This window comes from Nocardiopsis sp. CNZ308, from assembly GCF_004217075.1.
In genome coordinates this window covers 4,249,313-4,274,971 of sequence record NZ_SHKJ01000001.1, presented here as the reverse complement: position 1 = coordinate 4,274,971, position 25,659 = coordinate 4,249,313, and the positions used below count along the sequence as shown (strand labels likewise).

The window sequence follows — 25,659 nt, the reverse complement described above, 5'->3', positions numbered from 1 at the left end:
CCTATCAACGATATCGGCAGCCGGTCTTGGACGCCCGCGCCCCCAGCCTGCTGGAATCCAGTCATGAGCGACCTCCTCCCCTCCGGCTTCGCCCGCCGCACCGTGGACGCCGGGGGCGTGCGCGTCAACGTCCGCACGGGCGGGGACGGCCCCCCGCTCCTGCTGCTGCACGGCTACCCGCAGACGCACCTGATCTGGCACCGCGTCGCACCGCTCCTGGCGGACCGGTTCACCCTGGTCATGACCGACCTGCGCGGCTACGGGGACAGCGACAAGCCCGCCTCCGACGAGCGGCACGCCCCCTACGCCAAGCGGGCCATGGCGCGGGACCAGTACCTCGTCATGCGCGAACTGGGCTTCGACTCCTTCGCCGTGGCGGGCCACGACCGCGGCGGCCGGGTCGGCCACCGCCTCGCCCTGGACCACCCGGAGGCGGTGACGGCGCTGTGCGCGCTGGACATCGTGCCGACCCGGTACGCCTTCGAGCACGCCGACGCCGAGTTCGCCCTCGGGTACCACCACTGGTTCTTCCTGGCGGCGGGCAACGGCATCCCCGAGCACCTCATCGGGCAGGACCCGGACTTCTGGGTCCGCACCCGCATGAACGCCCGCCACCACGGCGGCACCCCCTTCGCACCCGCCGCCGTGGACGAGTACGTGCGCTGCTTCCGCGACCCGGCCGCGATCCACGCCTCCTGCGAGGACTACCGGGCGGCGGCCTCGATCGACCTGGAGCACGACCGGGCCGACGCCGGGCGCCGCCTGGAGTGCCCGGTCCTGCTGCTGTGGGGACGGCACGGCTTCGTGGGCCGCCACTACGACGTGCCGGACGCCTGGAGCGGATACGCCCGCGACGTGCGCGGCCACGCGCTGGACTGCGACCACTACGTGCCCGAGGAGGCGCCCGAGGCCACGGCACGGCACCTGCGCGCGTTCCTGGGCGGGGGCTGCGCGCCCTGAACACGCCCCGCGCCCCGGGCGCGGTTCCCGCGTCCCCATCCCCCGGCCGGGCCCTCCCCGACGGGCCCCGGGCCCCCGTCGGCCCCGACGCGATGAGACGGACCGGCCCCCGCCAGGACGACGAGGGCCCCGCCGGGCCCGAACACCCCCGAACACCCCACGGAAGGACACCGCCATGAAGCACTACCGCGTCGCCACGATCCCCGGTGACGGCATCGGCAAGGAGGTCCTGCCGCCCGCCAGGGCCGTCCTGGACCGGATCGGCGCCCACCACGCGCTCTCCTTCTCCTACGACGAGTTCGACTGGTCCTGCGCGCGCTACCTGGCCGAGGGCGCCATGATGCCCGACGACGGCCTGGAGCGGATCCGCCACCACGACGCCGTCCTGCTGGGCGCCGTGGGCTGGCCCGGCGTCCCCGACCACGTGTCGCTGTGGGGGCTGCTCATCCCCATCCGCCGCGGCTTCCACCAGTACGTCAACCTGCGGCCGATCAGCGTCCTGGAGGGGGTCCCCAGCCCGGTCGCGCGGGCGCTGCCCGGCGAGGTCGACTTCGTGGTCGTGCGCGAGAACAACGAGGGCGAGTACTCGCGCGTGGGCGGACGGATCCACGAGGGCACCCCCTACGAGGCGGCCCTCCAGGAGTCGGTGTTCACCCGCAGGGGCGTGGAACGGGTGCTCGACCACGCCTTCACCCTGGCCGGGCGGCGCGGCGGCAGGCTGACCTCGGCCACCAAGTCCAACGGCATCGTGCACACCATGCCGTTCTGGGACGAGCTGGTGGCCGAGCGCGCGGCACGCCACCCGGAGGTGGCCTGGGAGCAGGAGCACATCGACGCCCTGGCCGCCAAGATCGTCCTGGACCCGGCGCGGTTCGACGTCATCGTGGGCTCGAACCTGTTCGGCGACATCCTCAGCGACCTGGCCGCCGCCGTGGCGGGCGGTATCGGGGTGGCGCCGTCGGCCAACCTCAACCCCGAGCGCGAGTACCCGTCGATGTTCGAGCCGGTGCACGGCTCGGCGCCCGACATCGCGGGCAGGGGGCTGGCCAACCCGCTGGGGGCCATCTGGTCGGCGTCGATGATGCTCGACCACCTGGGCCACCCCGAGGCGGGCGCGCAGGTCATGGACGCGGTCCGCGCCGTGCTGGCCTCCTCCCCCGTGCGCACGGCCGATCTGGGCGGCAGCGCGGGCACGGACGAGTTCACCGCCGAGGTGCTCTCCCGCCTGCCCTGATCCGGGCGCGGACCCCGCCACCCCCTTTGTCCGGTCGGCACAGGAACCCCACTCCTGATTGTCGCTTCTCGACAAGACCCCCACGGCGGAAAGCGAGCATGGTGGGGACCGACGGACACGGTGAACAGGGGGAACGGGCGCGATGGCGGACGTGGGGCGTGTCGGCGGGGTCCAGCACGTGCTGGTCGTGGGCGCGGGGGTGGTCGGCCTGTCGACGGCCTGGTTCCTCCAGGAGCGCGGCGTCCGCGTCACCGTCGTGGACCGGGACGGGGTCTGCTCCGGGGCCTCCTGGGGCAACGCCGGGTGGCTCTCGCCGGGCCTGGCCATCCCCCTGAACGAGCCGGGCGTGCTGCGTTACGGCCTGCGCTCCCTGCTCGACCGCGACGCGCCCCTGTCGGTTCCGCTGACCCCCTCGCCGGACCTGTGGCTGTTCCTGGCCCGCTTCGCCGCGCACTGCCGCTGGGACGCCTGGGAGAGGGCCGTACGCGCCAACCTGCCCCTCAACACCGGGGCCCTGGACGCCTTCGACGCCCTGGCCAAGGGCGGCGTGGAGACCACTGAGGTCTCCGCACCCGTCACCGCGCTGTTCCGGTCCCCGCGTTCGGCCGTCGCGCTCCTGCGCGAGCTGGACCGGATCGCGGCCTCGGGGCTGGACGTCGGCCACACCGCCCTCACCGGGGCGGCGGTCCGCGAGGTCCTCCCCCACGCCTCGGGGGCCGTGGGGGCGGCGGTGCGCCTGGACGGGCAGCGCCACGTGGACCCCGGCACCCTCGTCCGCAACCTGGCGGCCTCGGTGCGCGAGCGCGGCGGTCAGGTGCGCACCGGGTTCGAGGCGGTCGGCGTCCACCGGGAGGGCGGCGCGGTCGTCGCCGTCTCCGGCGACGGCGAGCGGTTGCGCTCCGACGCGGTCGCGGTGTGCACGGGCGCCTGGTTCGACCGGCTGGCCGCCGAGCACGGCGTACGCGCCCGGGTCCGCGCCGGGAGGGGCTACTCCTTCACCGTCCCCACCGACGAGCCGGTGCCCGGACCCGTCTACCTGCCGGAGGCCCGCGTGGCGTGCACCCCCTACCAGGGGGCGCTGCGGGTCGCCGGAACGATGGAGTTCCGGGGCCCCGACGACGCGCTCGACCCGCGCCGGGTCGAGGCCATCGGGCGCTCGGCCAGCCCCTACCTCAGGGGGGTGCGCTGGCAGGAGCGCACCGACGCCTGGGTGGGGCCCAGGCCGGTCACCTCCGACGGTGTGCCCCTGGTGGGGGCCACCCGCACCCCCGGCGTCTTCGTCGCGGGCGGCCACGGCATGTGGGGGCTCACGCACGGCCCGGTCACCGGCGGCCTCCTGGCCGAGCAGATCACGACCGGCGTCCGCCCGGGCGCGTTGGAGGCGCTCGACCCGCTGCGCTGAAACCCCCCGCTGCCGGCGCCGATGTCCCCGAGGGGCACCGGCCCTTCCGTGCGGGATCCCCAACGCGGAGCCGGTGGACGGGCCCACCCGCCCTCCGGCTCCTTCCCGCGCCCCGCCCCGCGTCCCGGCTCTCCGGCGGAGACGCCCCTGTCACGAGAAGGTGAACGATGTCCACGCTGTCCCTCACCCGGGTCTACCGGTCCGACGCCGGTGAGATCGCGGTGCGCTCCTGGTGCGAGCGCGCACTGGGCGGGGCCCGCGACCTGCGCTCGCCGGGGGCGGTGACCTCCGCCGGACGCGCCACGCGGGTGCACGTCCTCCCGGGCGGGCCGGGGACCCCCGTCCTGCTGCTGTCCGGGGCCCTCCTGGGGTCGGCGAACCTGGTCGCGACCGCGCGGGTGCTGCGCGCCGACCGGACCGTGCTCCTGGCCGACCTGCCCGGACACCCGGGCACGAGCGACTCCCGGCGCCCCCTGCTCGGCCGGGCGGACGCCTACGGCGCCTGGCTGGACGCGCTGTTACCCCAGGTCACCACCGAACCGGTGATCCTGCTCGGGCACTCGACGGGCGCCGCGGCCGCCCTGGCGGCGATGCCCTCGCCGCTGGTGGCGGGGCTCGTGCTGATCGGTCCGGCGGGCCTGGCCGCCCCCGTCATGGACGGCGAGAGGCTGCGCGCCACGTTCTCCTGGCGGCTCTCACCGGGCGAGCGGACCAGTTCGCGGCTCCTGGGCCTGCTCAGCGGGCCCGTCGCCGCGGGCGGAGCGACCCACCCGCTCACGGAGTGGGCGACCCTGGTCGGGCGGCACTGCCGCCCCAGCCCGGTCCCGGGCATACTGCGGGGTGAGGACTTCCGGGACTGGTCGGGCACACCCGTCACGGTGGCCACCGGAGCCCACGACCGCGTCTTCACCCCCGCGCTGCTGCGCGGTGCGGTGCGCAGACTGCTGGGCACCGACGTGCGCACGATCGCGAGCGCGGGCCACCTCGCACTCCACGAGGCGCCCGCGCGCGTTCGCGACCTGCTGCGGGAGGTCGCCTGACCGGAGGGTCAGCCGAGCTCGGCCATGACCTCGTCGGGGATGTCGGCGTTGGTGAAGACGTTCTGCACGTCGTCGGAGTCCTCAAGCGCGTCCACCACCCGCATGACCTTCTTGGCGGTCTCGGCGTCGACCGGGACCTCCATGGTCGGCAGGAAGCTGGATTCGGCGGAGTCGTACTCGATGCCCGCCTCCTGGAGCGCGGTGCGCACGGCGACCAGGTCGGTGGCCTCGCAGACGATCTCGAAGGACTCGCCCAGGTCCTCGACCTCCTCGGCACCGGCCTCCAGCACCGCCAGGGTCACGTCGTCCTCGGTGGTGCCCTCCTTGGGCACGATGACGACGCCCTTGCGGTTGAAGAGGTAGGAGACCGAACCGGCGTCGGCCATGTTGCCGCCGTTGCGGGACACGGCCACGCGCACCTCGGAGGCGGCGCGGTTGCGGTTGTCGGTCAGGCACTCCACCAGCAGGGCGACGCCACCGGCGGCGTAGCCCTCGTACATGATGGTCTGCCACTCGGCGCCGCCCGCCTCCTCGCCGGAGCCGCGCTTGCGGGCGCGCTCGATGTTGTCGAGCGGTACGGAGTTCTTGCGCGCCTTCTGGATGGCGTCGTAGAGCGTGGGGTTCCCGTCGGGGTCTCCACCGCCGGTACGCGCGGCCACCTCGATGTTCTTGATCAGCTTGGCGAAGAGCTTGCCGCGCTTGGCATCGATGACGGCTTTCTTGTGCTTGGTGGTGGCCCACTTGGAGTGGCCGCTCATGAATGTCCTTTCACGATGTCGACGAAGAGGCGGTGGATGCGCGTGTCGCCGGTCAGTTCGGGATGGAAGGACGTGGCCATCAGGCCGCCCTGCCGTACGGCGACGATCCTACCGGCCTCGTCGGGGCCGGGCACTGCGCCGAGCACCTCGGCCCCGGGCCCGACCGACTCCACCCAGGGCGCGCGGATGAACACCGCGTCGAAGGGGTCCCCCTCCAGGCCGTCGATGTCCACGGCGGCCTCGAAGGACTCGGTCTGGCGTCCGAACGCGTTGCGGCGCACCGTCATGTCGATCCCGCCGACGGTCTGCTGGTCGGCGGTCCCGCCCAGGATGCGGTCGGCGAGCATGATCATCCCGGCGCACGTGCCGTAGGCGGGCATCCCCGCGGCGATCCGCTTGCGCAGCGGTTCCATCAGGCCGTAGCGGACGGCCAGCTTGGACATGGTGGTGGACTCCCCGCCGGGGATGACCAACCCGTCCAGGGCGTCGAGTTGGTCGGGGGAGAGCACCTTGACGGTGTGCGCGTCCAGGGCCTGGAGCGCGCGCAGGTGTTCGGCGACGTCGCCCTGGAGGGCGAGGACGCCGATGGTGGGTGTCGCGGTCAAGTACGGCCTCACTCGTGGACGTAGGCTCGTGTTCTGCCGTGTGCGGGCGGCGGGGCCGCGCCCGGCCCCGCCGCCCGCACGACGGACGCGGGAGGCGTCCGCCGGGCGGCGGCTACCAGCCGCGGCCGGCGTAGCGCTGGGAGTCGGACAGCTCGTCCAGGTTGATGCCGACCATGGCCTCGCCCAGACCGCGGGACACGCGCGCGATGACCGCGGGGTCCTCGTAGTGCAGGGTGGCCTGCACGATGGCGTCGGCGCGCTTGGCCGGGTCACCGGACTTGAAGATGCCCGAGCCCACGAACACGCTCTCGGCGCCGAGCTGGCGCATGAGCGCGGCGTCGGCCGGGGTGGCCACGCCTCCGGCGGAGAACAGCGGGACGGGGAGCTTGCCCAGCGCCGCCACCTCCTTGACGACCTCGTAGGGCGCGCGCAGCTCCTTGGCCGCGCCGAACAGCTCGGCCTCGTCCAGGGTGCCCAGGCGCCGGATCTCGCCGCGGATGGAACGCATGTGGCGGGTGGCCTCGACGACGTTGCCGGTTCCGGCCTCGCCCTTGGAACGGATCATGGCCGCGCCCTCGCCGATGCGGCGCAGCGCCTCGCCCAGGTTGGTCGCCCCGCACACGAAGGGGACGGTGAAGGCCCACTTGTCGATGTGGTAGGCCTCGTCGGCCGGGGTGAGGACCTCGGACTCGTCGATGAAGTCGACGCCGAGCGACTCCAGGACCTGGGCCTCGACGAAGTGGCCGATGCGGACCTTGGCCATGACCGGGATGGAGACGGCCTCGACGATGCCGTCGATCATGTCGGGGTCGGACATGCGGGCGACACCGCCGTCCCTGCGGATGTCGGCGGGGACGCGCTCCAGCGCCATGACCGCGACGGCTCCGGCGTCCTCGGCGATCTTGGCCTGCTCGGGCGTGACGACGTCCATGATGACGCCGTTCTTGAGCTGCTCGGCCATGCCGCGCTTGACACGCTCGGTGCCGACGGCGTTGTCGGAGGTGTTCGGTGCGTTGTTGGCCACGGTGGTGGACTCCCGTTGTCTCGGTTCTGCTGAGGGCTGCTCTCGGGCAGCGGAGTCGGCGGCCCCACGCGGCGGTACGCGGACACCGTCGGCGCCGCGCACCCTGGTCGACCAGCCCCCCATCCTACTTCCACCCCCTTTCGAGGGTTTTGGCCAGATCGGTGTTTTGCCGGGGCCCGTATCTACGGGGTGTCGGGGCCGACGGGGAGAAGCGGGATGCGCGGCGGCTGGTCGTCGATCTCGAAGAAGTCCGGCAGGGGCGCCGTGCCCGCCAGGCGGAACGTCCGGACGAGCCGGGAACGGCGGGCGCGGCGGGTGTCGGAGACCGCGCCGTTGTAGAACGTGCGGGCCATGTGGACGCCCTTGGCGGCGGCCTCCACCTCGATCAGGTGGGGCCGCAGCATGTTGGAACGCTCAGCGGGACCCGGAGATTCCAGTGCCGCGCGCAGCGTGCGCGAGAGCGCGCTCTCGGCCAGCTCGCGTTGCCGGTCGCGCGCCCCCCGGGCGGCCTCGGCGGCCCCGGGCAGGGCGCGCGTGGCGTCGGTGCCGTCGGCTGCGGCCAGCGCTGACGCGGCGTCCAGGCGCCGCTCCAGCGCGGCCTCCAGGGCCGCGCGGGCGGTGTCGACCCGGTGGTGCAGGCGGTGCAGGCGGGTGGCCCGCCAGGAGAGGTAGAAGCCGAACAGCACCAGGGCCAGGAGGATGCCGACGACGGTGGCGGCGAAGAGGACGTCCTCGGTCAGGGCCGCTCACCCCGTTCCGCGGGGGCGGGCGCGCGCAGGACCGGGGCGGGTGCCCGGGAGGCGGCCGCGGTCACGTCGTCCCCCGGCGCAGCAGGGCGGTGGCCCGGGGCCCGCCGTCCAGGCGCACCCCCGCGGAGTGGCCGTCCCCGTCCCACAGCAGGACGGTCCGGTAGACGTGGGCGACGTCGGCGGCCACGGTGTCCCAGTCGTAGGCGCGCACCGCGCGGCGGGCGGCACACGAGAGCTCGGCACGCCTCGCGGGTGCGTCCAGCAGCGCACCGGCGCGTTCAGCCAGGTGGGCGGGGTCGCCCGCGGCGAACAGCTCCCCGGCGGCCCCGCCGTCCAGGACCGCGGCGAAGGCGGGGATGTCGCTGGCCGCGATGGCCGCTCCGGAAGCCATCGCCTCGGTCAGCACGATGCCGAAGCTCTCGCCGCCCAGGTTGGGCGCGCAGAACACGTCGGCGGAGTGGTAGGCGCGCGCCTTGTCGGCGTCGTCCAGGCGTCCGAGCAGCACGACGCGTTCGCGCAGGTGCCCGGGGACGGCCTCCATGGCCGCCGAGGCGTCGCCGGGCCCGGCCACCATCAGGCGCAGGCCGGGGCGTTCGGGGGCCATGAGCGCGAAGGCCTCCAGCAGGACGCCCAGCCCCTTGCGGGGTTCGTCCAGGCGTCCCAGGAAACCGATCGAGCCGCCCTCCCCCGGCCAGCCGGGCAGGGGGTCGGCGTGCGCGAACCTGCGCACCGCGACCCCGTTGGGGATGAGCACGGCGTCGCCGCCCAGGTGTTCGACCAGGGTGCGCCTGGCGGCCTCGGACACGGCGATGCGGCCGTTGATCTTCTCCAGGGCCGAACGCAGCGCCGGGGAGCTCACCGCCATCGCCCGCGACCGGGGGTTGGCGGTGTGGAAGGTGGCCACCACGGGGCCGTCGGCCGCCCAGCACGCCAGCAGCGAGACGCTCGGCGCGGACGGCTCGTGGATGTGCAGGACGTCGAACCCGCCCTCGGCGATCCACCGGCGCACCCGCGAGGCGGCCCTGGGGCCGAAGGTGAGCCGGGCCACCGAGCCGTTGTAGGGCACCGGGACCGGTCTTCCGGCGGGAACGAGGTAGTCCGGCAGGGCGCCGGTGTCCGCGTCGCCCACCGGCGCCAGTACCGACACCTCGTGCCCCATGCCGATGAGCGCCTCGGCGAGGTCGCCGACGTGCTGCTGCACCCCGCCCGGGACGTCCCAGGCGTAGGGGCAGACCAGGCCGACCCGCATGCCCACGGTCACCCGTTCCGTTCGTCTCGTCCGGGGGGCCTCGCCCCGCTGCCTTGAGGGGCCCCTACCCCGTTCTCCGCGGGGAACCCGCCCCGCGTGCCCGGTGCTGTGCCGTCGCCCGCCCCTCCCGGCACGCCGTCGTCCGGCACCGTGCCGTTGCCCGGGCCCTCCCGGACAGCGCCGCCCGGTGCTGTGCCGTCGCCCGCCCCTCCCGGCGTGGTGCTCTCGTCCGTCCCCGCGGGCACGGCGGTCTCCGCGGTCGCCTCGCGCGAGACGCGCGCGTGGTCGGCGCTGAACACCGGCTGGAGCATGTGCCAGTCCTCGGGGTGCTCGGCGATCGCCCCCTCGAAGACGCGGACCAGCTCCTGGGTCGTGGCCTGGACCCGCTCGGCGCGGGTGGCTCCCCCTGCGACGGGGATCTCGTCGTGGATCCGGATGTTCCAGTACGGGCCGTCGTACCACAGCGAGACCGGCATCAGGGCGGCGCCGGTGTTGAGGGCCAGCGCGGCGGGCCCGGCGGGCACGCGCGCACGCTCCCCGAAGAAGTCCACCTCCAGGCCGGTGCCGCTGATGTCGCGGTCGGCGAGCAGGCACACCAGTCCGCCCTCGCGCAGCCGCCGGGCCAGGGTGCCCACGGTGTTCGGGCCCCCGGTCAGCGGCAGCACCTCCATGCCCAGGGACTCGCGGTAGGCGGTGAAGCGCTGGAACAGGCTCTCGGGGCGCAGCCGCTGGGCGACGGTGGTCAGGGGGGTGCCCCTCAGCGCGATCCAGGCTCCGGCGTGGTCCCAGTTGCCCATGTGGGGCAGGGCGGCGACCACGCCGCGGCCCGACCGGACGTGCTCCTCCAGGACCTCGATCCCGGTGACGCGGGTCCGGCCCAGGACGTACTCCTCACTCATGGCGGGGAGGCGGAACATCTCGTAGTAGTAGCGCATGTAGGAGCGCATGCCCGCGCGGGAGAGCGCGCGCAGCTGGGCGTCCGTGGCCCCGGGGCCGACCAGGCGCCTCAGGTTGCGCTCCAGGCCGCGCGTGCTCTCGTCGTGGGCGCGCCAGGAGCGGTCGGCCAGGCGTTGGAACAGCGCCCGCCCCGCGCGCTCGGGCGTGCGGCGGATCATCGCCCACCCCGCCGTGTAGGCCAGGTCGGCCGTGCGTTCGTCCACGTCGTGTCCCCGTTTCCCGTTCTGCCCGTTTCGCCGTCCCCTCGTGCGCTCAGGCTCCGCCGTTGGCTTCGCCGGTCCCCGCGGCGCCCTCGACGTAGTCGGGGTCGTTGAGGCGGGCGCGGGTCTCCACCAGGCGCTGGAGGACGGTGAGCAGGCTCATCGCGGCCAGCAGCCACAGACCGCCCGCGAGCACGTAGGGCACGTCCAGGCCGCCCAGGCCCACGGCGACGAGGATGACCACCAGGCGTTCGGTGCGCTCGGCGACGCCGACGTCGCAGTTGACGCCCAGTCCCTCGGCGCGCGCCTTGATGTAGGACACCATGAAGCCGCTGACCAGGCAGAAGAGGGTGAGTCCGGCGAGCAGGGGGTCGTCGCCCTCGCCGATGAACCACCACAGGAGCCCGGAGAGGATGGCGGCGTCGGCCACCCGGTCGAGGCTGGAGTCGAGGAAGGCGCCGAACGCGCTGGCGCTGTCGCGGGCCCTGGCCACGGCCCCGTCGAGCATGTCGAAGAGCACGAAGACCGTGACGACGACCGACCCGGCGTACAGCTGTCCCTGCGGATAGAAGAACAGGGCGCTGACGACGACGCCGAGGGCGCCGACGATGGTGACGATGTTCGGTGTGAGGCCGAGGCGGGCCAGACTCCGGCCGAGCGGAGTGGTGACCCGGGAGACCATGGGGCGAAGGATTCTCAGCATGTCTTCTTGGAATCGTAGGGCGGGAACGGTCATGGAGGTGGGAACCGCACCGGCGGGAGTGGGGACCCCACCGAGGAGGTGGGAGCCCGACCGCGGGAGTGGGGACCCCACGGGTGGAACGGCTCGGGGTCGGGCCGTGCGGGCTCGGATGGACGGGACGGACTGGGTGTGCGGGTCGGGCCGGGCGTGCGGGGCCGGACGGGTGGGCTCGTGGGGAGCCGGGGCGGCCTCCGGGGGGCGTGTCGCGTGCTCCCGTGGGGCGCGCCCTACTCTCTGGGCCAGTGCGCGGCGAGCTTGGACCGGGTCTGCTCCAGCATCTCGGGCAGCACCTTGGTCCGGCCGATCACGGGCATGAAGTTGGCGTCGCCTCCCCAGCGGGGGACGATGTGCTGGTGCAGGTGGGCCGCGATCCCGGCACCGGCCGCGCCGCCGAGGTTCATGCCGACGTTGAAGCCCTGCGGCCCGTAGGCCGCGCCCAGCGCACGGATGCCCTCCTGGGTGAGGGCGGCCACCTCGGCGGTCTCCTCCTCGTCCAGGGCGGTGTAGTCGGACACGTGGCGGTAGGGGCAGATCAGGATGTGGCCGCTGTTGTAGGGGTAGAGGTTGAGGACCGCGTAGGCCGACTTGCCCCGGGCGACCACGAGGCCCTCGGGGTCGGACAGCCCGGGGGCGCGGCAGAAGGGGCACCCGTCCTCGGGGCGCGAGCCGCTGGGCTTGCCCTCGCCCTTGATGTAGGCCATGCGGTGCGGCGTCCACAGCCGTTCCCAGCCGTCGGGGCTTCCCGTCCCCACGGCGGGAGGGTCGCCGGGAACGTCCCCGTGCTCGTCGTCGGCACCGCGCATGGCTCGTCCGTTTCCGTCGCCTGTCCGTACTCTCTCGCGCCTCCAGCATAGAAGCGCGATGGCGACCGCGGGCCGGACCCGCCCGGCCTGTGGACAACTCCGCGGGCGCCCGCGGGGATCCGCGGGGACCGGTCGTGCCCGCCGCGGCCGCCGGTGTGCCAACGCGTGGAGGGCGGCCGGAGTGCCCGTCCGGTCGGGTGGCCGCGTCCCTACAGCTCCAGCAGGGTGCGCAGGTGGCGCGGGGGCGGACTGCCGTGGGCGAGCATCGCGTCGTGGCGCTCGCGCTCGGTGAGCGCGGGCCGGGCCAGGGCCAGGTCGCTGGCGATGTCGGAGACCTCCGCGTAGCCCACGTAGTAGGTGGACAGCTGGGCGCTGGTGAGCTGGGCGCGGCGCCACTTGCCGACGGCCTCGCCCTCCTCCTGGTGTCCGCGCTGCGTCATCAGGGAGATCGCCTCGGCCTCGGTGAGGTCGCCGGTGTGCAGGCGCACGTCCAGGATCGCGTTGATGATCATCCGCAGGCGCATCTTGAGCTGCACCAGGCGCAGCGCCAGGTCCTCGCGCCGGTCGCCGGACCAGCCGTGGCGGGCCAGCACCTCCTCGGCGTAGACCGCCCAGCCCTCTACGAAGGTGCCGCTCCACAGGATCCGGCCCACCCGGGTGCCGCCCTCGTGCCGGGCGGCGTGGGCGAGCTGGAGCGCGTGCCCCGGCACGGCCTCGTGGGCCATGAGGTCGCGCAGCATGACCGCGTTGTACTCGCGGAAGAAGGACTCCCGGCGCTCGGCGGGCCAGTCCTCCGGCGGCGGTGCCACCGCGACCAGGGTCGGCTGCTCCCCGGACCGCGGGTCGAGGGGGCCGGGGGGCTCGCAGTAGGCCACCGACACCCCGCGGCGGGCCTCGGGCATCGGCACGATCCGGACCGGGTCGTCGTGCACCGTCACGATGTCCAGCGCGCGCACCCGCTCGTTCAGGTGCAGGAGGGCGTCGGCGCAGACGGGGCGGACCGTGCCCGCGTCGGTGGCGCCCCGTGCGGCCAGCTCGGCGAGCGCCTCGGCCACCCCCTCGCGGCGGCGCGCCCCGCCCAGGTACTCGGCCGCCGCCTCGGCGATCGCCTCCTCCGTGGCCAGCAGGTCGCTCTCGGCGCGCACCAGCAGCGCCTCGGGCGAGAGCTCGGAGTCGAGGGTGTACCAGAGCTGGGCGGCGAAGTCGCGCTCGCCCAGACGGGGGTCGGCGGTGGCGGTCTCCAGACGGTCCCGCAGCCAGGCGGCGTGTTCCTCCACGGCGGCCAGGGCGGCCTCGCGGGCCGGTTCCAGGGCGGAGGGCGCTCCCTCGGCCGGGGCGGGCACGTCGGAGGTGAGCATGGCGCGGGCCCCGGCAGCCTGGGCCAGGGCCGTCTCCACGTGCACGCGGGGCATGCCGGGGCCCTCCGACAGGCGCGAGCGCGCGGTGGCGAGGTGGTCGGGCAGGGCCGCGCAGCGCGCGGCGAGCGCCGACAGGCGTTCGGGGAGGGGCAGGACCTCGCGCTCCACGAGGGCGTGCAGGGCCTCTCCCGGCGAGTACAGCAGCGGATCCCACGTGTGCGGGCGCAGTTCCGCGGTGTGCCACAGGTCGGCGCTGACGCGGGTCCGCAGCACCTCCAGGTCGACCCGGTCGCCGGCGGGGACGAGGTCGGGGTCGATCTCGTCCAGGGATCCGAGGGCGTCGGTGAGCACGGAGACGCGGCGCACGTCGGCCTCGGCCGAGTGGTCGGACAGACGGGAGGCGCCACGGGTGTCGCCCAGGTCCAGCGCCCACTCGGGGGCGTCGTGGAGCAGGGAGTCGAGCACGCGCTCGGCCACCTCGCGGAACCGCCGGGTCATCGCCTCTGGGTCGGGCTGGGAGGAAGAGCTCATGGCGCCATGATGCCAGCACGGACGCCCGGTTCCCGTCCGACGGGAACCGGGCCGTGCTCTGTGCGGGACCCCGGCCCGGGTGGCCCTCCTAGCGCCAGGAGCTCTGGCCGCCCGTGGAAGTGGGCTGTCCGGCCGCGCCCTCGGGGTCCCCCACCGTGATGGCGTGCTCGACGAGGGTGATGAGCGTCGACTTGGTGGAGGCCTTGTCACGGGCGTCCACCTGGACGATCGGGATCTCCGGGCTGAGCGTCAGCGCGTCCCGGACCTCGTCGGCCGCGTGGGGGTAGTAGCCGTCGAACCCGTTGATCCCCACGATGAAGGGCAGACGCGCCTCCTCGAAGTAGTCGATCGCGGGGAAGCAGTCCGCCAGACGGCGGGTGTCCACCAGGACGACGGCACCGATGGCGCCCTTGACCAGGTCGTCCCACATGAACCAGAACCGGTGCTGTCCGGGGGTGCCGAACAGGTACAGGATCAGGTCGGAGTCGAGGGAGACTCGGCCGAAGTCCATCGCCACGGTGGTGGTCTGCTTGTCCGGCGTCTTTGCGAGGTCGTCCACCCCGACGCTGGCGCTGGTCATGACCGCCTCGGTGGTCAGCGGCACGATCTCGGAGACGGAGCCAACGAATGTCGTCTTCCCGACACCGAAGCCCCCGGCGACGACGATCTTGACCGACGTCATCGCGTTCCCCCCAGCACCGCCTTCCTCGGCTGGGCTAGAGCTTGCGAAGTCCACTGAGCACCCTTTCAAGCAGGTTGGTGTTGGGACGGGCGTCGTTGTTGAGCGAGGACCTGATCTGGACCAGTCCCTGCTCGGACATGTCCGCCACAAGCACCCGCGCCACACCGAGCGGCATCCGCAACAGCGCGGAGATCTCCGCCACGGAACGCCATTCCCGGCACAGGTCGCTGATCGCCTGCCATTCGGGCGTCAGCGTCCCAGACTCGTTGCGGGCCGCCGCGGTGGCCGAGATCAGGGCTTCCAGGGGAAGCTGAGACTTCGGCTTGGTGCGGCCCTTGGTCACCGCGTAGGGACGGACCAGAGAACTGGGCGCGCTCCCCGCAGCGGATCGTTGGTCGTATGGTTGTTGGATTGGTCGGGGAACATCTCCGCCGCCCGGAACCGCCGGCATTCCCCCCGTGGGGGGACCGCTCGGCTGTTGTCCGAACCACGAGGCGCTCCCGGCATCTCTACTGTGAGGTGCCACCACTTCCTCCTGTCGGTGGTGGTTCAGTGGATTCCCGAGGTGCGCGCCGTTGGTGTCAGCGCCCGCCCCGCCCGCTCGACGAGCAGGGTCATCTCGTACGCGACCAGACCCAGGTCGCTCTCAGCCGACGCCAGGACCGCCAGGCAGGAGCCGTCGCTGATGGCCATGATGAGCATCAGCCCCCGCTCCATCTCCACGACGGTCTGGGCGACCGCTCCCCCCTCGAACACCCGGGCAGCACCCTGCGTCAGGCTCGACAGACCGGAGGCGATGGCCGCCAGCTGGTCGGCCCGGTCCGTTGGGAAGCCCGCCGACGAGGCCAACGGAAGGCCGTCAGAGGAGACGACGATCGCGTGGGCGACATCGGGGACACGGTCGGCAAAGTCAGTGATCAACCAGTTGAGTTCATTCACCTGTCGACTCATCTGATCTCCTGTCCAGTTTCGCCGGCTGGTCTCTGGGCACTGCTACCGCCGGCACGGCATGTGACAGCACTGCCTCTACGAACTGCCCGGCCCCTCCCGTGGGGGTGGCCGGGAGTCTGGTGTTCTGCTCTCGTCGAGCTGTGGGTAAGACGCGTCCGAGAAGCTCGGTAGATGCTATTGCATCCAGCCCCCGGGATTAAGGGGGACCCCGTCCCGCCAGGTTCCACTGAGGTCACCCCTCCGTCGAGCCTTCCCCGAGTCGGTCCCGTCCCTCGCGGACGCCCTTCTGGAAGCCGGAGAAGCGGTTGCGGACGCGGTCCGCGCTGCGCGTGGGCATCTGCTTGAAGTTCTCCGGCTTGGGCGCCGTCCCCGGAACAAGGTTTGCCTTGGGAACGCGTTTTGGCAAGCCCGAGGGGGTCAGTCCGTCCGCCTTGGGCTCCGCCGCGGTCCGCGCGGCCTTCCAGCCGCGGTCGGCCTCGGAGGTCCACTCCTGGGTGGAACGGGGCGCCTGGTCGGTACTGGCCGGGGAGCGCTGCTCCTGGGCCGCCGGGACCTGCTGGATCGGGCCGGTCTCGGTCGTGTCCACCGTGGGGCCGCCGGTGCGGCGCTTGAACCAGTTGGACTCGATCGCGTCGAAGATCGGCAGCGAGTCGCTCTCCTCACCCGAAGGGGTGGGCGGCACGACGGTGTTGTTCGGCCCCTGGGCGCCGCCGTAGCGGCGGGAGAGGTAGGCGGTCGAGCCGTACCCCTCGCGGGAGTCGATGCCGCCGGAGCGCCAGTTGCCGCCGTCCTGGGACGAGGGGATCGCCGGGAAGGTCTCGGTGTTGTCGTCGCGCTCGCGGGACGCGGGGCGCTCGTGGGTGCCGGTGTCGCGGCCGTCGAACGCGTGGCCCGGGCCGTTGCCGGAGAAGGCCCCGCTGCCCGCGGACGCGCCGTTGTCGGCGGGGGCTCCGGTGTGGCCGCCCGACTGCGCGCCGGCGCCGCCGAACGCGTCGTAGGACTCGTTCGCCGTGGAGCGGAACGCGCCGGTGTCGGGCCGGCGGAACTCGCCCGTGTCGCCGGTGGGACGGCGGAAGGAGCCCGTGTCGGAGGGCCTGCTGAAGGACCCGGTGTCCGTCGAGCGGCCCACGGAGCCGCCGCCGAAGGAGTCGCCGCGGGGGCTCGGGTCGAAGAAGTTGCGTCCGCCCGTCTCGGGCTGCGGGCGCTGGGGCTCGTCGTCCTCGGAGGCGTCGTAGGGGTCGACCACGGGTCGGCCGTTGGCGCCGCCGGAGGAGGTGCCGGTGGTCCCGGCTCCCCTGGTGGTGTCCCACACCGAACCGGTGCCGGTGTTGCCCCACAGGTCCTGGCCGCTGGGCGGGTGCTCCTCAGTGTGGGAACCGGTGGCCTGGCGCCTGGGCAGGCCGCCCAGGTCGCCCGGGACGCTGCCGCTCTCCTGGGTCTGCCAGGGGTCGTTCGGCTCGACGGGCGCCGGGGTGGAGGCGAAGGCCGCCTCGGCGTCGGCGTAGGTGTTGGGCGCGCCCGAGGTGAGCTCGGGACGGCTGTCCGCTCCGCCCAGGGCGTGCTGGCCCTCGACCGGGGTGATCAGCAGGTCCGGCGGGAAGATGACGTGCGCGGTGGTTCCGCCGCCGTGCGCCTCCTCCAGGCGCAGCCTGACGCCGTGGCGGTGGGCCAGGCGCGAGACCACGAACAGGCCCATGCGGCGCGAGACCGCGACGTCGATGACCGGCGGGGCGGCCAGGCGGGCGTTGATCGCCGCCATGTCCTCGGGCGCCATGCCGATGCCGCTGTCGGTGACGTCGACCTGGACGCCGCCGTTGTCGAGGGTCTTGGCGCTGACCAGGACCTCGGTGTCGTGCGGGGAGAACGAGGTGGCGTTCTCCACCAGCTCGGCGACCAGGTGGATGACGTCGTTGACGGGGCGGCCGAGCACCGAGATGTGGGAGGGGGCGCGCACGTTGACGCGCTCGTACTGCTCGACCTCGGAGACGGCGCCGCGCAGGACGTCGACCAGCGGGACGGGCTGGGCCCACTTGCGGGTGTTGTCCTGGCCGGACAGGACCAGCAGGTTCTCGTTGTTGCGGCGCATGCGCGTGGCGAGGTGGTCCAGCTGGAACAGGTCGGAGAGGCGGTCGGCGTCCTGCTCGGACTGCTCCAGACCGTCGATGAGGCGCAGCTGCCGTTCCACCAGGGTCTGGCTGCGGCGGGACAGGTTGACGAACATCGCGTTGACGTTGCTGCGCAGCGCGGCCTCGTCGGAGGCCAGGGTGAGCGCGACGCGGTGGACGTCGTCGAAGGCGCGGGCCACCTCGCCGATCTCGTCGTGCGTGTCGACCTCGATCGGGGTGACCTTGACGTTCTCGGGGACCGTCCCGGCCTCCTGCATCCGGTTGATCGCGTCGGGCAGGTCGCGCTCGGCGACCCGGCGCGCGCCGTCCTCCAGGGCGCGCAGCGGGCGCACCAGGGAGCGGACCACGAGGGAGGTGAGGACGAAGACCGCCAGGAGCACGGCCGCGACGACGAAGAGGTCGATCAGGGCGCGGCCCATGGCCTCGTCGCGCAGGGTGTTGGCGTCGGCCGCGATGCCCTGGGCGATGCCCTCCTCGACCGTCTGGAGGCGTCCCAGTGCCACGTCGGCGATCTCGCGGTAGTCCTCGGGGCCGTCGTTGGCGGTCACACCGGTGAGGTCGTCGCCGCGGTCGGCGCGGTACATCACGCGCATGCGCATCGTGGAGACCTGGCTGACCTCCAGACCGGTGAAGTTGTCGTCGAAGATCTGCCGCTGCTCCTCGGAGGCGGCCTGGACGAAGTTGGAGATCTCGCTCTCGTAGCGGGCGCGAGCGGAGTCGATGGCCTCGGCGATACCGCCGGTCATCGTGTTGCGGGCCAGGGAGTGGCCCATCAGCGCGGTCTCGTAGGAGAGCTGGTCCCGGGCGGTGGAGAGCGCGGTCAGCGTGCGCACGCTCTCGCGCAGGTCGGTGTCGCCGGTCTCGTCCGCCATCGTCTGGTTGAACTCGGCCAGCGAGCGGGTGATCGTGCGGTACTTGGTGACCACCGGCAGGACGGTGATACGGGTCTCGTCGACCTCGGTGCGCAGGGCGTCCAGCGTGGAGAGCTGGCTGCGCATGCTGGACAGGCGGCTCGAGGCGGTCTCGGTGTCCACCTCTCCCATGTCGTCCAGGCGGGCGGTGAGGGTCTGCTGGAGGTCGCGGGAGGCGTCGCGCTCCTCCTCCATCCGCTGGCGCAGCTCGTCCGAGCGCCGCGCGGGGTCGGCGTTGTCGGAGATGTAGACCGCGCTGGCGCTGCGCTCGTGGCCCAGCTGGTTGGCCAGCTCCACGATGAGGACGCCGACCTCGGCGCGGTCCTGGATGTGCGCGTGGGTGACGGTGGAGACCGCCGCCTCGTAGACCCGCAGGCCGCCGAGTGCCAGGGCTACCGCGGTGGGGATGACGATGAGGGCCACCAGTCGGGAGCGCACCCGCCAGTTACGTGGCCGCCACCAGTCGGCTCTGCGCTTGGGCGTGGCATCGGCATGTTCGGCCTGCGCTGCCTCGCTCTGCGCGCCGGCCCCGTTTTTCGTCGCTCGTGTCGACACGGACCCTCGCAACCTTTCGTGTCACCGCTTCGGGCGGCTGGTTGGACCCCAGGGTCGACCGCTCCAACCGAAGGCTCTTCGGGGAAATCGGTACAGACCAGGTGGTCCGCCGAGCCGGAAGCGGCGGGAATGTGGGGAGATGTGAAGACTGTCCGCTGGACTCGCCTGGGATGAGAGGAGCCGCGCACCCGAAGATCTCCGTAGGTGCGCGTGCGGTGGATAGCGTACCAATGGGCGCGAAGGACTCGCTTCGGCCGTTTGATGGCGATCGGTGGGATCTTCTTCCCCCGACCGGCACATAATGCCCGCCATTGTCGGCATTATGGCCGATGCACCAGGTCAGGGATAGAGTCCGAAACCACCCCGGGACTGAGGTAACTTTTTGGACACACCGCCAGCTTCCCCACCAACACCCCACCGACATGACATCGTGACAAGACGGTAGACGCAGGTCCCGGGGAGGAAGCGGAAATGCGTACCTCGTCATGTCCTGGATCACACACACTCGGTGACAAAACGAAAGCGGAGGGTTCCGTTCGCGGGAAAACCCGCGGACCCTCCGTACGCGCCTTTTCGGTCAGTACCGCGCTCCCGGCCGGCCTCGCGGTACTGCTCTGCCTCTCCACCGCCGCGCCCGGCGCCGCCTCCGACGGCGACGCGTCGGGGAGCGCGCTGGGGAGCGTGCGGGTGGAACTGGCCGCGCTGCGCGCGGGCATGGAGACGCTGCGCCAGGAGGCGTCGGAGAAGATCGAGCACTACGAGGCCGAGCGCGAACGCCTCACCGAGCTGACCGAGCGCAGCCGCGAGGCGCAGGAGCGCGCGGGGGAGGCCGACGAGCGCGGCGAGACGGCCCGCCTGGCCGCCGCCCGACAGGCCGCCACCGCCTACAAGGGCGGTGATCTGGGCATGGTCAACGCCTGGGCCGGACCCGAGGGGCCCACCGGGATGCTCGAACGGGGCGCCTACCTCACCCTGCTCGGTTCGCACCGGGAGGCCGACGTGGGCCGCGCCGAGGCCGCGCGGGTGGCCACCGACACCCTCGCCGGGATCGCCGAGACCGCGCGGACGGAGCAGGCCGAGGCGGTCGAGGACGCCAGGAGCGCCCGGGAGGACGCGGTGGAGGCCGTGGCCGACCAGGAGGCGGCGCTGGAGGAGCTGCTGGAGGAGCAGACCCGGCTGGAGGCCCGGCTCGCGGAGGTGCGCGACGCCGAGGCCGCCGAGAGGCGCCGTGAGCAGGCCCTGCGCGACGCGCGGGCGGCGAACTCCTCCGGGGGGTCGGCGGAGTCCGCCGTCACCGCCGTTTCGGCGGAGGACGGGAAGGAGGGCGGGGAGGAGGTTCCGTCCGTGGAGAGCGCCGACCGGGGTTGCACCGGGGGCGTCGCGACCGCGCACGCCAACGGGCGGATCCCGGAGTCGCTGCTGTGCCCCCTGCCCCAGCCCGGCGAGCGGCTGCGCGCCGACGCGGCCGAGGCCTTCATCGAACTCGACGGGGACTACCGCGAGGCGTTCGGACGGCCGATGTGCGTGGCCGACTCCTACCGGCCCTACCACGAGCAGGTGCGCCTGTTCCAGGAGATGGTGCCCGGCATGGCCGCCCGGCCCGGCACCAGCCAGCACGGACTGGGCCTGGCCGTGGACCTGTGCGGCGGCGTGAACCGCCTCGGCACCGCCGAGCACCAGTGGATGCTGGCCCACGCGCCCGCCCACGGCTGGCACAACCCGCCCTGGGCCCGGGGCGGCTTCGAGCCCTGGCACTGGGAGTTCACGCCGTAGCGCCTGACCACCAGGTTCGCCGGGATCGCGTACCCGTGGCGGGCTCCGAGCCCCGACCACTGCCACGGGTACGCGATCACCGCGGGTCGGGGCTCCCGTGACACGCCAAGGGCGTTTCCGGCCGGTCCGCCGGGAAGCGCCGCGGTCGCGGTCAGACCTGGGAGCCGACCCGGACCTCGAAGGTGCCCAGGACGTCGGCGTCCACGAACAGCTCGTCGTCGGTCTCCAGCGGCGGTGTCGCCACCGGCAGCAGCGCGCGCACCCGCCCGGGGCCCGACACCAGCCACTCGTGCGCGGGGTCGGCCAGGCCGCGGCCCAGCTCCCCCTCCTCCACCGAGGCGCTCACGTTCAGCGGCTCCCCGGGCACCTCGTCGGCGGTGGTCAGCACCGGCCCCAGGGTCAGCTGCACCGGCTGCCCCTCACCGTCCAGCCACAGGCAGGCGGGCGTGTAGGCGCTCACCGACGCCCCTCCCCCGGCGACGGCGGCCACGCCCACGCGGGCCGAACTCGCCCGGGGCGGCACGGCGTCGTCCGAGCCCCGCACCAGTTCCGGGGGAACCCGCCAGACGTCGTCGCCCGCCCGGACCGGCACCGGCTCGGCGGGGACCAGCGGGGCGCACATGCGCGCCTCCGGCTCGACGATGATCTCGATCGGCGAGGCGACGGCGCGTTCGTGAGCCCCGGTCAGGGCCTCACCCCCCGCCTCCAGCAGGTCGGCGAGGCGGACGGGGTCGGGGCTGCCCAGCACGTCGCCGTCGTCCAGGGCTCCGACGCGCTCGCTGCCGCCGCTCGGCGACAGGTAGGTCACCCAGCGCATGTGCTTCTCCTTGTCCACCGCGGAAGGGGCGTCGCGCCCCCGCTCAGAGGGCGGCGGTGGGACTGTGCTCCTTGCCCGTGCCCGCGCACCCGCGGCAGGGCTCGTCGACGCGGAGCCAGACGATCACCCCGCTGCCGTCGCGGTGCGGCCGCTCGGGTCGCCACCAGCCCGTGCCGGAGCAGAACCGGCACTCGACGCCGTCCCGCTCGCACCATCCGCACGAGGAAATCGCACACCTGCTGTGTGTCGGTTCCCGCTCCATGCGCTCCCACCGTCTCCCGCGAAATCGCGACCAGCCTCGCACAGTCACCGCGCCGCGTCCACCCGGGAGGGCGTGAACGGGCGGGTCAGAGCGCTGCGGGAGGGTGTGCGCGGGCCCCGGCTGCTCCGGGAGGCCCCGCGGCTCAGCCGGACTCGCGCACGACCAGGTGGGTGCCGAGCATGACGGTCTCGGCCTCCGTCGTGCGCGGGATCGCCACGTCCACCAGCAGCCGCGCCATCTCCTGCCCCATCTGCACCGTGGGCTGGTGGATGGTGGTCAGCGGCGGGTCGCTGTGCTGGGCCATGACGGTGTCGTCGTAACCCACCAGCGCCACGTCCTCCGGAACTCTCAGGCCGCGTGCGCGCAGCACCCTCAGCCCGCCGAGCGCCATCATGTCGGAGGCCGCGAACACCGCGTCGGGCTCCAGTCCGGTACCCAGGAGCCGCTCCATCGCCTCGGCTCCCCCCTCCACGCTGAAGTCGCCCTGCACGACGAGCCTGTCGTCCACCTCCAGCCCGGCGGCGGCCATGACCTCGCGGTAGCCGCGCAGGCGCTCCACACCGGCGTTCATGTCCAGGGGACCGGTGATGGCGGCCACCCGTCGGCATCCGCGCTCCAGGAGGTGGCGGATGGCCATCCGGGCCCCGCCGATGTTGTCGATGTCGACGCAGTAGGGCGCGGGCTGCTCGGGCGAGTGCGGGCGACCGCCGTGGACGACCGGCACCCCGGCCTCGTCCAGACGGGCCGAGAGCGGGTTGTCGCTGTGCAGGGAGATCAGCAGCGCGCCGTCCACGTGGAAGCCGCTGAGGTAGTCGCCCACGCGCTTGTGCTCGGCCTCGGTCCGGGCCGTGGTGAGCATGAGCTGCAGGTCGCGCTCGTGCAGGACCGAGCTCACTCCGCGGATGATGTCGGCGAAGAAGGGGTCGGAGAACAGCCGGTCCCGGGGCTCGGAGACGACCAGCGCGATCGTGTCGGTGCGCCTGGTGACCAGGGTGCGCGCGGCCTGGTTCGGGCTGTAGCCGAGTTCGGCGATCGCGGCGTGCACGGCCTCCCGGGTGCGGGGGCTCACCTGCGCGGACCCGTTGATCACCCGCGAGACGGTCCCTCGTCCGACCCCGGCGCGCTGCGCCACCATCTCCAGGGTCGGACGCTTCCGACCAGCACCGGTCTTGGCCACTTCGAGGCTCCCTCTGGGATCGTGTCCCACCGTCCCGGGGGCTGCTTCCCCGGGGCGGCGGCGTGTGCGACGGGCATCCACGGTCATACCCGCCCGGAACGACTGTGTGGGGTGCCCTTTGGGACACCCCACGGTCCTTCCGCGGTTCGCCGGACCGCCGCCGCGTGCACGGCGGCGGTCCGGCGCAATCCAGGACGTGCTCGGCGGGGCGCCCGCCACGCGGCGGGCGGCGTCCGCCGGACGCGTTACTGGCGCTCGGGGAACTGACCCGTCTTGGCCAGTTCGGCGTACCAGTGACCGCTGTCCTTGATGATCCTGCGCTGCGTCTCGTAGTCGACGTGCACGATGCCGAACCGGCGGGAGTATCCCCACGCCCACTCGAAATTATCCAGGAGCGACCAGGCGAAGTAACCCCGCAGGGGCACTCCGGCCAGGACGGCCTCCTTGGCCGCCCTCAGGTGGCCCTCGTAGTAGTCGATCCGGTCGGTGTCGTTGACCTCGCCGGCCTCGGTGACGGTGTCCTCGAAGGCGCACCCGTTCTCGGTGACGTAGAGGTCGATGCCGCCGCTCTCCCCCGCCAGGCGGGAGAGCACGTCGTACAGGCCGGTGGGGTCGATCTCCCAGCCCATGTGCGTGACGGGCAGCCCCTGCGAGACGTGCACCTCCTCGGGCTCGGCACCGAGCCACGCACCGCCCTCGCCGCTGACCAGCGCGGGGTCCAGACCCTTGGCCGAGGCGGCGACGAACTCGGGCGAGTAGTAGTTGACGCCCAGGAAGTCCAGGGGCGCCGAGGTGATCTCCAGGTCGCCGTCCTGGATGAAGGAGAAGTCGCTGACGCCGGCGAGGTCCTCCCTGACGTCCGCGGGGTAGCGGCCCTTGAGCAGGGGGTCGGTGAAGATGCGGTTGCGCACGCCGTCGGCGCGGCGGGCGGCGCGGGCGTCCGCGGCGCTGGGGCCGTGGGGCCGGATGACCGCCTGGTTGTGGGCGAGGCCCACCCGGGCGGGGTGGCCGGTGGAGCGGATCGCCTCGACGGCCAGGCCGTGGCCCAGCAGCAGGTGGTGGGCGGCGGCCAGGGCGGCGGCCGGGTCCTTGTGGCCCGGCGCGTGGTGACCGTTCTCGTAGCCGAGGAAGGCCGAGCACCAGGGCTCGTTGATGGTCATCCAGTTGCTGACGCGGTCGCCGAGGGCCTCGGCCACGACCTGGGCGTAGTCGCGGAAGCGGTAGGCGGTGTCGCGGTGGGGCCAGCCCCCCGCGTCCTCCAGCGGCTGGGGCAGGTCCCAGTGGTAGAGGGTCGCCCAGGGCTGGATCCCGGCCGCCAGGAGGGTGTCCACCAGGCGGTCGTAGAAGTCGATCCCGGCCTGGTTCACGGCGCCGGTGCCCTCGGGGATGATCCGCGGCCAGGCGACGGAGAAGCGGTACGCGCCCAGGTTGAGCTGGGTCATGAGCGCGACGTCGTCGGCGTAGCGGTTGTAGTGGTCGTCGGCGGGGTCGCCGGTGTCTCCGCCCAGGACCTTGCCGGGCGTCTCGGCGAAGGTGTCCCAGATGCTGCGGCCGCGGCCGTCGGCGGTCGTGGCGCCTTCGATCTGGAACGAGGCGGTGGCCGCCCCCCAGAGGAAGCCCTCAGGGAAATCGTTGCGGTTGTTCACTGCTGGTGTACGCACCTTCCATGACGAGGGGACATCGTTTTGGGAGCGCTCCCATAAAAGAAACAGAGAAGTACCTTGATGTCAATCAACAGCCTTGTCACCGCAATCCAAACGTTACGGGCAGGCGGTGCCGGAGACGGTTCCGGAACGCCCCGCCCGGGCGCCCGGAACCGGCGCGGCGGCCGCGCGGCGAAACCCCGCGACGCGGCCCGCGCGGCCGCCCGGGACCGCCCTCAGGTGCCCTCCCCGCCGACGGGGACCACGACGCCCTCCCAGCGCTCCTCCATGAACGCGCGCACCTCGTCGCTGTGCAGGAGCTCGTCGAGCCGGGCGATCTCCTCGTCGCCGATGTCGTGCGTGGCCACCACCAGCCCGTTGGCGTAGGGGTTGTCCTCGGTCTCCTCCCAGGCCAGCACGTTGGCGGTGGAGACCAGGTCGGCCTCCAGGGCGTAGTTGCCGTTGACCACCGCCGCGTCCAGGTCCTGGAGCGAGCGCGGCAGCTGGGCGGCCTCCACCGGGGTGACCGTGACGTCGAGCGGGTTGTCCTCGATGTCGTCGACCGAGGGCGCCTCCCCGCCCGTGTCGGCCAGGGTGATGACGCCCTCGGTGTCGAGCAGGTCCAGCGCCCGGCCCATGTTGGAGGTGTCGTTGGGCACGCCGACCTGGGCGCCCTCGGGCAGGTCGGCCAGGTCGGTCAGCTCCTGCGAGTAGACGCCGAAGGCCTCCAGGTGCACGTCCGTCACGTAGCTCAGGTCCGCGTCCGGGTTGCCCTGGAGGTACTCCTCCAGGAACGGCCGCGTCTGGTAGTAGTTGGCGTGCAGTTCGCCCTCGGCCAGCGCCGCGTTGGGCTGGTTGTAGTCGGTGTACACCGACACGTCCAGGGCCAGCCCCGCGTCGGCCGCCAGGTTCTCGTCGACGAACTCCAGGATCTCGGCGTGCGGCATCGGCGTGGCGCCGATCCTCAGGACGGTCACGTCCTCCCCGCCGGTCTCCTCCCGGGCCCGTTCGCTGGGGCTGCCGCAGGCCGCCAGCAGGGCCACCGCCGTCGCCGCGGCGGCGCCCCGCACCGCGCGCCTCCTCGCGTCCTCGGTCATCGCCGTCTCCCTCCGTGTCGCCGGGACAACTGGTGGGGGGAGGGGGTCGTCCT

The 25,659-nt window shown here is 73.2% G+C and carries 22 protein-coding genes and 1 pseudogene; 5 read left to right on the top strand and 18 right to left on the bottom strand.

Features of this window, described 5'->3' with window-relative positions; translation table 11 throughout:
• Nucleotides 1–63: 63 nt before the first annotated feature.
• From EV372_RS18435 to EV372_RS18420, 4 genes are all read left to right on the top strand, one after another.
• Nucleotides 64–960 carry an alpha/beta fold hydrolase gene (locus EV372_RS18435; RefSeq protein ID WP_130396983.1) on the top strand — a complete coding sequence of 299 codons (897 nt, stop codon included), beginning with the start codon at nucleotides 64–66 and terminating at the stop codon, nucleotides 958–960.
• 175 nt (nucleotides 961–1,135) lie between these two features.
• Nucleotides 1,136–2,194 (top strand): tartrate dehydrogenase, encoded by a 1,059-nt coding sequence (locus EV372_RS18430; protein WP_130396982.1) that lies wholly within the window; start codon nucleotides 1,136–1,138, stop codon nucleotides 2,192–2,194.
• A 142-nt stretch (nucleotides 2,195–2,336) separates the two neighbouring features.
• A complete protein-coding gene (locus EV372_RS18425) occupies nucleotides 2,337–3,596 on the top strand; it encodes an NAD(P)/FAD-dependent oxidoreductase (protein ID WP_130396981.1) in 1,260 nt (419 codons plus the stop codon).
• A gap of 167 nt (nucleotides 3,597–3,763) precedes the next feature.
• Nucleotides 3,764–4,636, top strand: coding sequence for an alpha/beta fold hydrolase (locus EV372_RS18420; RefSeq protein WP_130396980.1), 873 nt, complete (start codon nucleotides 3,764–3,766; stop codon nucleotides 4,634–4,636).
• 8 nt (nucleotides 4,637–4,644) lie between these two features.
• Here the strand turns inward: EV372_RS18420 and EV372_RS18415 are convergent, their stop codons facing one another.
• The 13 genes and pseudogenes from EV372_RS18415 to EV372_RS18355 form a co-directional block, all read right to left on the bottom strand.
• Nucleotides 4,645–5,394, bottom strand: coding sequence for a YebC/PmpR family DNA-binding transcriptional regulator (locus EV372_RS18415; protein WP_130396979.1), 750 nt, complete (start codon nucleotides 5,392–5,394; stop codon nucleotides 4,645–4,647).
• Nucleotides 5,391–5,999 carry a pyridoxal 5'-phosphate synthase glutaminase subunit PdxT gene (gene pdxT / locus EV372_RS18410; protein ID WP_130396978.1) on the bottom strand — a complete coding sequence of 203 codons (609 nt, stop codon included), beginning with the start codon at nucleotides 5,997–5,999 and terminating at the stop codon, nucleotides 5,391–5,393. The genes EV372_RS18415 and pdxT overlap by 4 nt, the downstream gene beginning before the upstream one ends.
• Nucleotides 6,000–6,111: 112 nt before the next feature.
• Entirely contained in the window at nucleotides 6,112–7,023 is a 912-nt protein-coding gene (pdxS, locus tag EV372_RS18405; RefSeq protein WP_019606997.1) for a pyridoxal 5'-phosphate synthase lyase subunit PdxS, read from the bottom strand.
• A gap of 182 nt (nucleotides 7,024–7,205) precedes the next feature.
• Nucleotides 7,206–7,709 carry a hypothetical protein gene (locus tag EV372_RS18400; protein ID WP_130396977.1) on the bottom strand — a complete coding sequence of 168 codons (504 nt, stop codon included), beginning with the start codon at nucleotides 7,707–7,709 and terminating at the stop codon, nucleotides 7,206–7,208.
• A 124-nt stretch (nucleotides 7,710–7,833) separates the two neighbouring features.
• Entirely contained in the window at nucleotides 7,834–9,033 is a 1,200-nt protein-coding gene (locus tag EV372_RS18395; RefSeq protein ID WP_130396976.1) for a glycosyltransferase family 4 protein, read from the bottom strand.
• A 269-nt stretch (nucleotides 9,034–9,302) separates the two neighbouring features.
• A pseudogene (locus EV372_RS18390) lies at nucleotides 9,303–10,181 on the bottom strand (phosphatidylinositol mannoside acyltransferase); the annotation flags it as partial.
• A 49-nt stretch (nucleotides 10,182–10,230) separates the two neighbouring features.
• A complete protein-coding gene (pgsA, locus tag EV372_RS18385) occupies nucleotides 10,231–10,860 on the bottom strand; it encodes a phosphatidylinositol phosphate synthase (protein WP_019606993.1) in 630 nt (209 codons plus the stop codon).
• 287 nt (nucleotides 10,861–11,147) lie between these two features.
• Nucleotides 11,148–11,723 (bottom strand): HIT family protein, encoded by a 576-nt coding sequence (locus EV372_RS18380; RefSeq protein WP_130396974.1) that lies wholly within the window; start codon nucleotides 11,721–11,723, stop codon nucleotides 11,148–11,150.
• Between the two features lie 209 nt (nucleotides 11,724–11,932).
• Nucleotides 11,933–13,579: a DUF885 domain-containing protein gene (locus EV372_RS18375; protein WP_130398988.1), complete on the bottom strand. Its 1,647-nt coding sequence runs from the start codon at nucleotides 13,577–13,579 to the stop codon at nucleotides 11,933–11,935.
• A gap of 121 nt (nucleotides 13,580–13,700) precedes the next feature.
• A complete protein-coding gene (locus EV372_RS18370; RefSeq protein ID WP_013151867.1) occupies nucleotides 13,701–14,294 on the bottom strand; it encodes a GTP-binding protein in 594 nt (197 codons plus the stop codon).
• Between the two features lie 34 nt (nucleotides 14,295–14,328).
• The gene (locus EV372_RS18365) at nucleotides 14,329–14,745 is read right to left on the bottom strand and encodes a DUF742 domain-containing protein (protein ID WP_223839293.1); all 417 of its coding nucleotides are present in this window, start codon (nucleotides 14,743–14,745) and stop codon (nucleotides 14,329–14,331) included.
• A gap of 98 nt (nucleotides 14,746–14,843) precedes the next feature.
• On the bottom strand, nucleotides 14,844–15,245 hold the full coding sequence (locus EV372_RS18360; RefSeq protein ID WP_017565654.1) for a roadblock/LC7 domain-containing protein: 402 nt from the start codon (nucleotides 15,243–15,245) through the stop codon (nucleotides 14,844–14,846).
• Nucleotides 15,246–15,477: 232 nt separating this feature from the next.
• Nucleotides 15,478–18,720, bottom strand: a complete 3,243-nt coding sequence (locus tag EV372_RS18355; RefSeq protein ID WP_197044446.1) for a sensor histidine kinase — start codon at nucleotides 18,718–18,720, stop codon at nucleotides 15,478–15,480.
• 804 nt (nucleotides 18,721–19,524) lie between these two features.
• Here EV372_RS18355 and EV372_RS18350 point away from each other — a divergent pair.
• The gene (locus EV372_RS18350) at nucleotides 19,525–20,610 is read left to right on the top strand and encodes a M15 family metallopeptidase (RefSeq protein ID WP_130396972.1); all 1,086 of its coding nucleotides are present in this window, start codon (nucleotides 19,525–19,527) and stop codon (nucleotides 20,608–20,610) included.
• Nucleotides 20,611–20,761: 151 nt separating this feature from the next.
• Here EV372_RS18350 and EV372_RS18345 read toward each other — a convergent pair whose 3' ends face one another.
• From EV372_RS18345 to EV372_RS18325, 5 genes are all read right to left on the bottom strand, one after another.
• Nucleotides 20,762–21,427, bottom strand: coding sequence for a hypothetical protein (locus EV372_RS18345; protein WP_130396971.1), 666 nt, complete (start codon nucleotides 21,425–21,427; stop codon nucleotides 20,762–20,764).
• A gap of 43 nt (nucleotides 21,428–21,470) precedes the next feature.
• Complete coding sequence (locus tag EV372_RS29470; protein ID WP_026337935.1) at nucleotides 21,471–21,689, bottom strand: hypothetical protein; 219 nt, start codon at nucleotides 21,687–21,689, stop codon at nucleotides 21,471–21,473.
• Nucleotides 21,690–21,831: 142 nt separating this feature from the next.
• Nucleotides 21,832–22,866: a LacI family DNA-binding transcriptional regulator gene (locus EV372_RS18335; RefSeq protein ID WP_013151860.1), complete on the bottom strand. Its 1,035-nt coding sequence runs from the start codon at nucleotides 22,864–22,866 to the stop codon at nucleotides 21,832–21,834.
• Nucleotides 22,867–23,111: 245 nt separating this feature from the next.
• Entirely contained in the window at nucleotides 23,112–24,512 is a 1,401-nt protein-coding gene (locus EV372_RS18330) for a GH1 family beta-glucosidase (protein WP_130398987.1), read from the bottom strand.
• A gap of 233 nt (nucleotides 24,513–24,745) precedes the next feature.
• Nucleotides 24,746–25,606 (bottom strand): MetQ/NlpA family ABC transporter substrate-binding protein, encoded by an 861-nt coding sequence (locus EV372_RS18325; protein WP_130396970.1) that lies wholly within the window; start codon nucleotides 25,604–25,606, stop codon nucleotides 24,746–24,748.
• Between the last annotated feature and the right edge of the window lie 53 nt (nucleotides 25,607–25,659).

Coding starts and splice junctions, on each gene's coding strand:
- EV372_RS18435 (WP_130396983.1), top strand. CDS start 64: ATGAGCGACCTCCTCCCCTCCGGCTTCGCCCGCCGCACCGTGGACGCC.
- EV372_RS18430 (WP_130396982.1), top strand. CDS start 1,136: ATGAAGCACTACCGCGTCGCCACGATCCCCGGTGACGGCATCGGCAAG.
- EV372_RS18425 (WP_130396981.1), top strand. CDS start 2,337: ATGGCGGACGTGGGGCGTGTCGGCGGGGTCCAGCACGTGCTGGTCGTG.
- EV372_RS18420 (WP_130396980.1), top strand. CDS start 3,764: ATGTCCACGCTGTCCCTCACCCGGGTCTACCGGTCCGACGCCGGTGAG.
- EV372_RS18415 (WP_130396979.1), bottom strand. CDS start 5,394: ATGAGCGGCCACTCCAAGTGGGCCACCACCAAGCACAAGAAAGCCGTC.
- pgsA (WP_019606993.1), bottom strand. CDS start 10,860: ATGGTCTCCCGGGTCACCACTCCGCTCGGCCGGAGTCTGGCCCGCCTC.
- EV372_RS18380 (WP_130396974.1), bottom strand. CDS start 11,723: ATGCGCGGTGCCGACGACGAGCACGGGGACGTTCCCGGCGACCCTCCC.
- EV372_RS18375 (WP_130398988.1), bottom strand. CDS start 13,579: ATGACCCGGCGGTTCCGCGAGGTGGCCGAGCGCGTGCTCGACTCCCTG.
- EV372_RS18370 (WP_013151867.1), bottom strand. CDS start 14,294: ATGACGTCGGTCAAGATCGTCGTCGCCGGGGGCTTCGGTGTCGGGAAG.
- EV372_RS18365 (WP_223839293.1), bottom strand. CDS start 14,745: ATGCCGGCGGTTCCGGGCGGCGGAGATGTTCCCCGACCAATCCAACAA.
- EV372_RS18360 (WP_017565654.1), bottom strand. CDS start 15,245: ATGAGTCGACAGGTGAATGAACTCAACTGGTTGATCACTGACTTTGCC.
- EV372_RS18345 (WP_130396971.1), bottom strand. CDS start 21,427: ATGCGCTGGGTGACCTACCTGTCGCCGAGCGGCGGCAGCGAGCGCGTC.
- EV372_RS29470 (WP_026337935.1), bottom strand. CDS start 21,689: ATGGAGCGGGAACCGACACACAGCAGGTGTGCGATTTCCTCGTGCGGA.
- EV372_RS18325 (WP_130396970.1), bottom strand. CDS start 25,606: ATGACCGAGGACGCGAGGAGGCGCGCGGTGCGGGGCGCCGCCGCGGCG.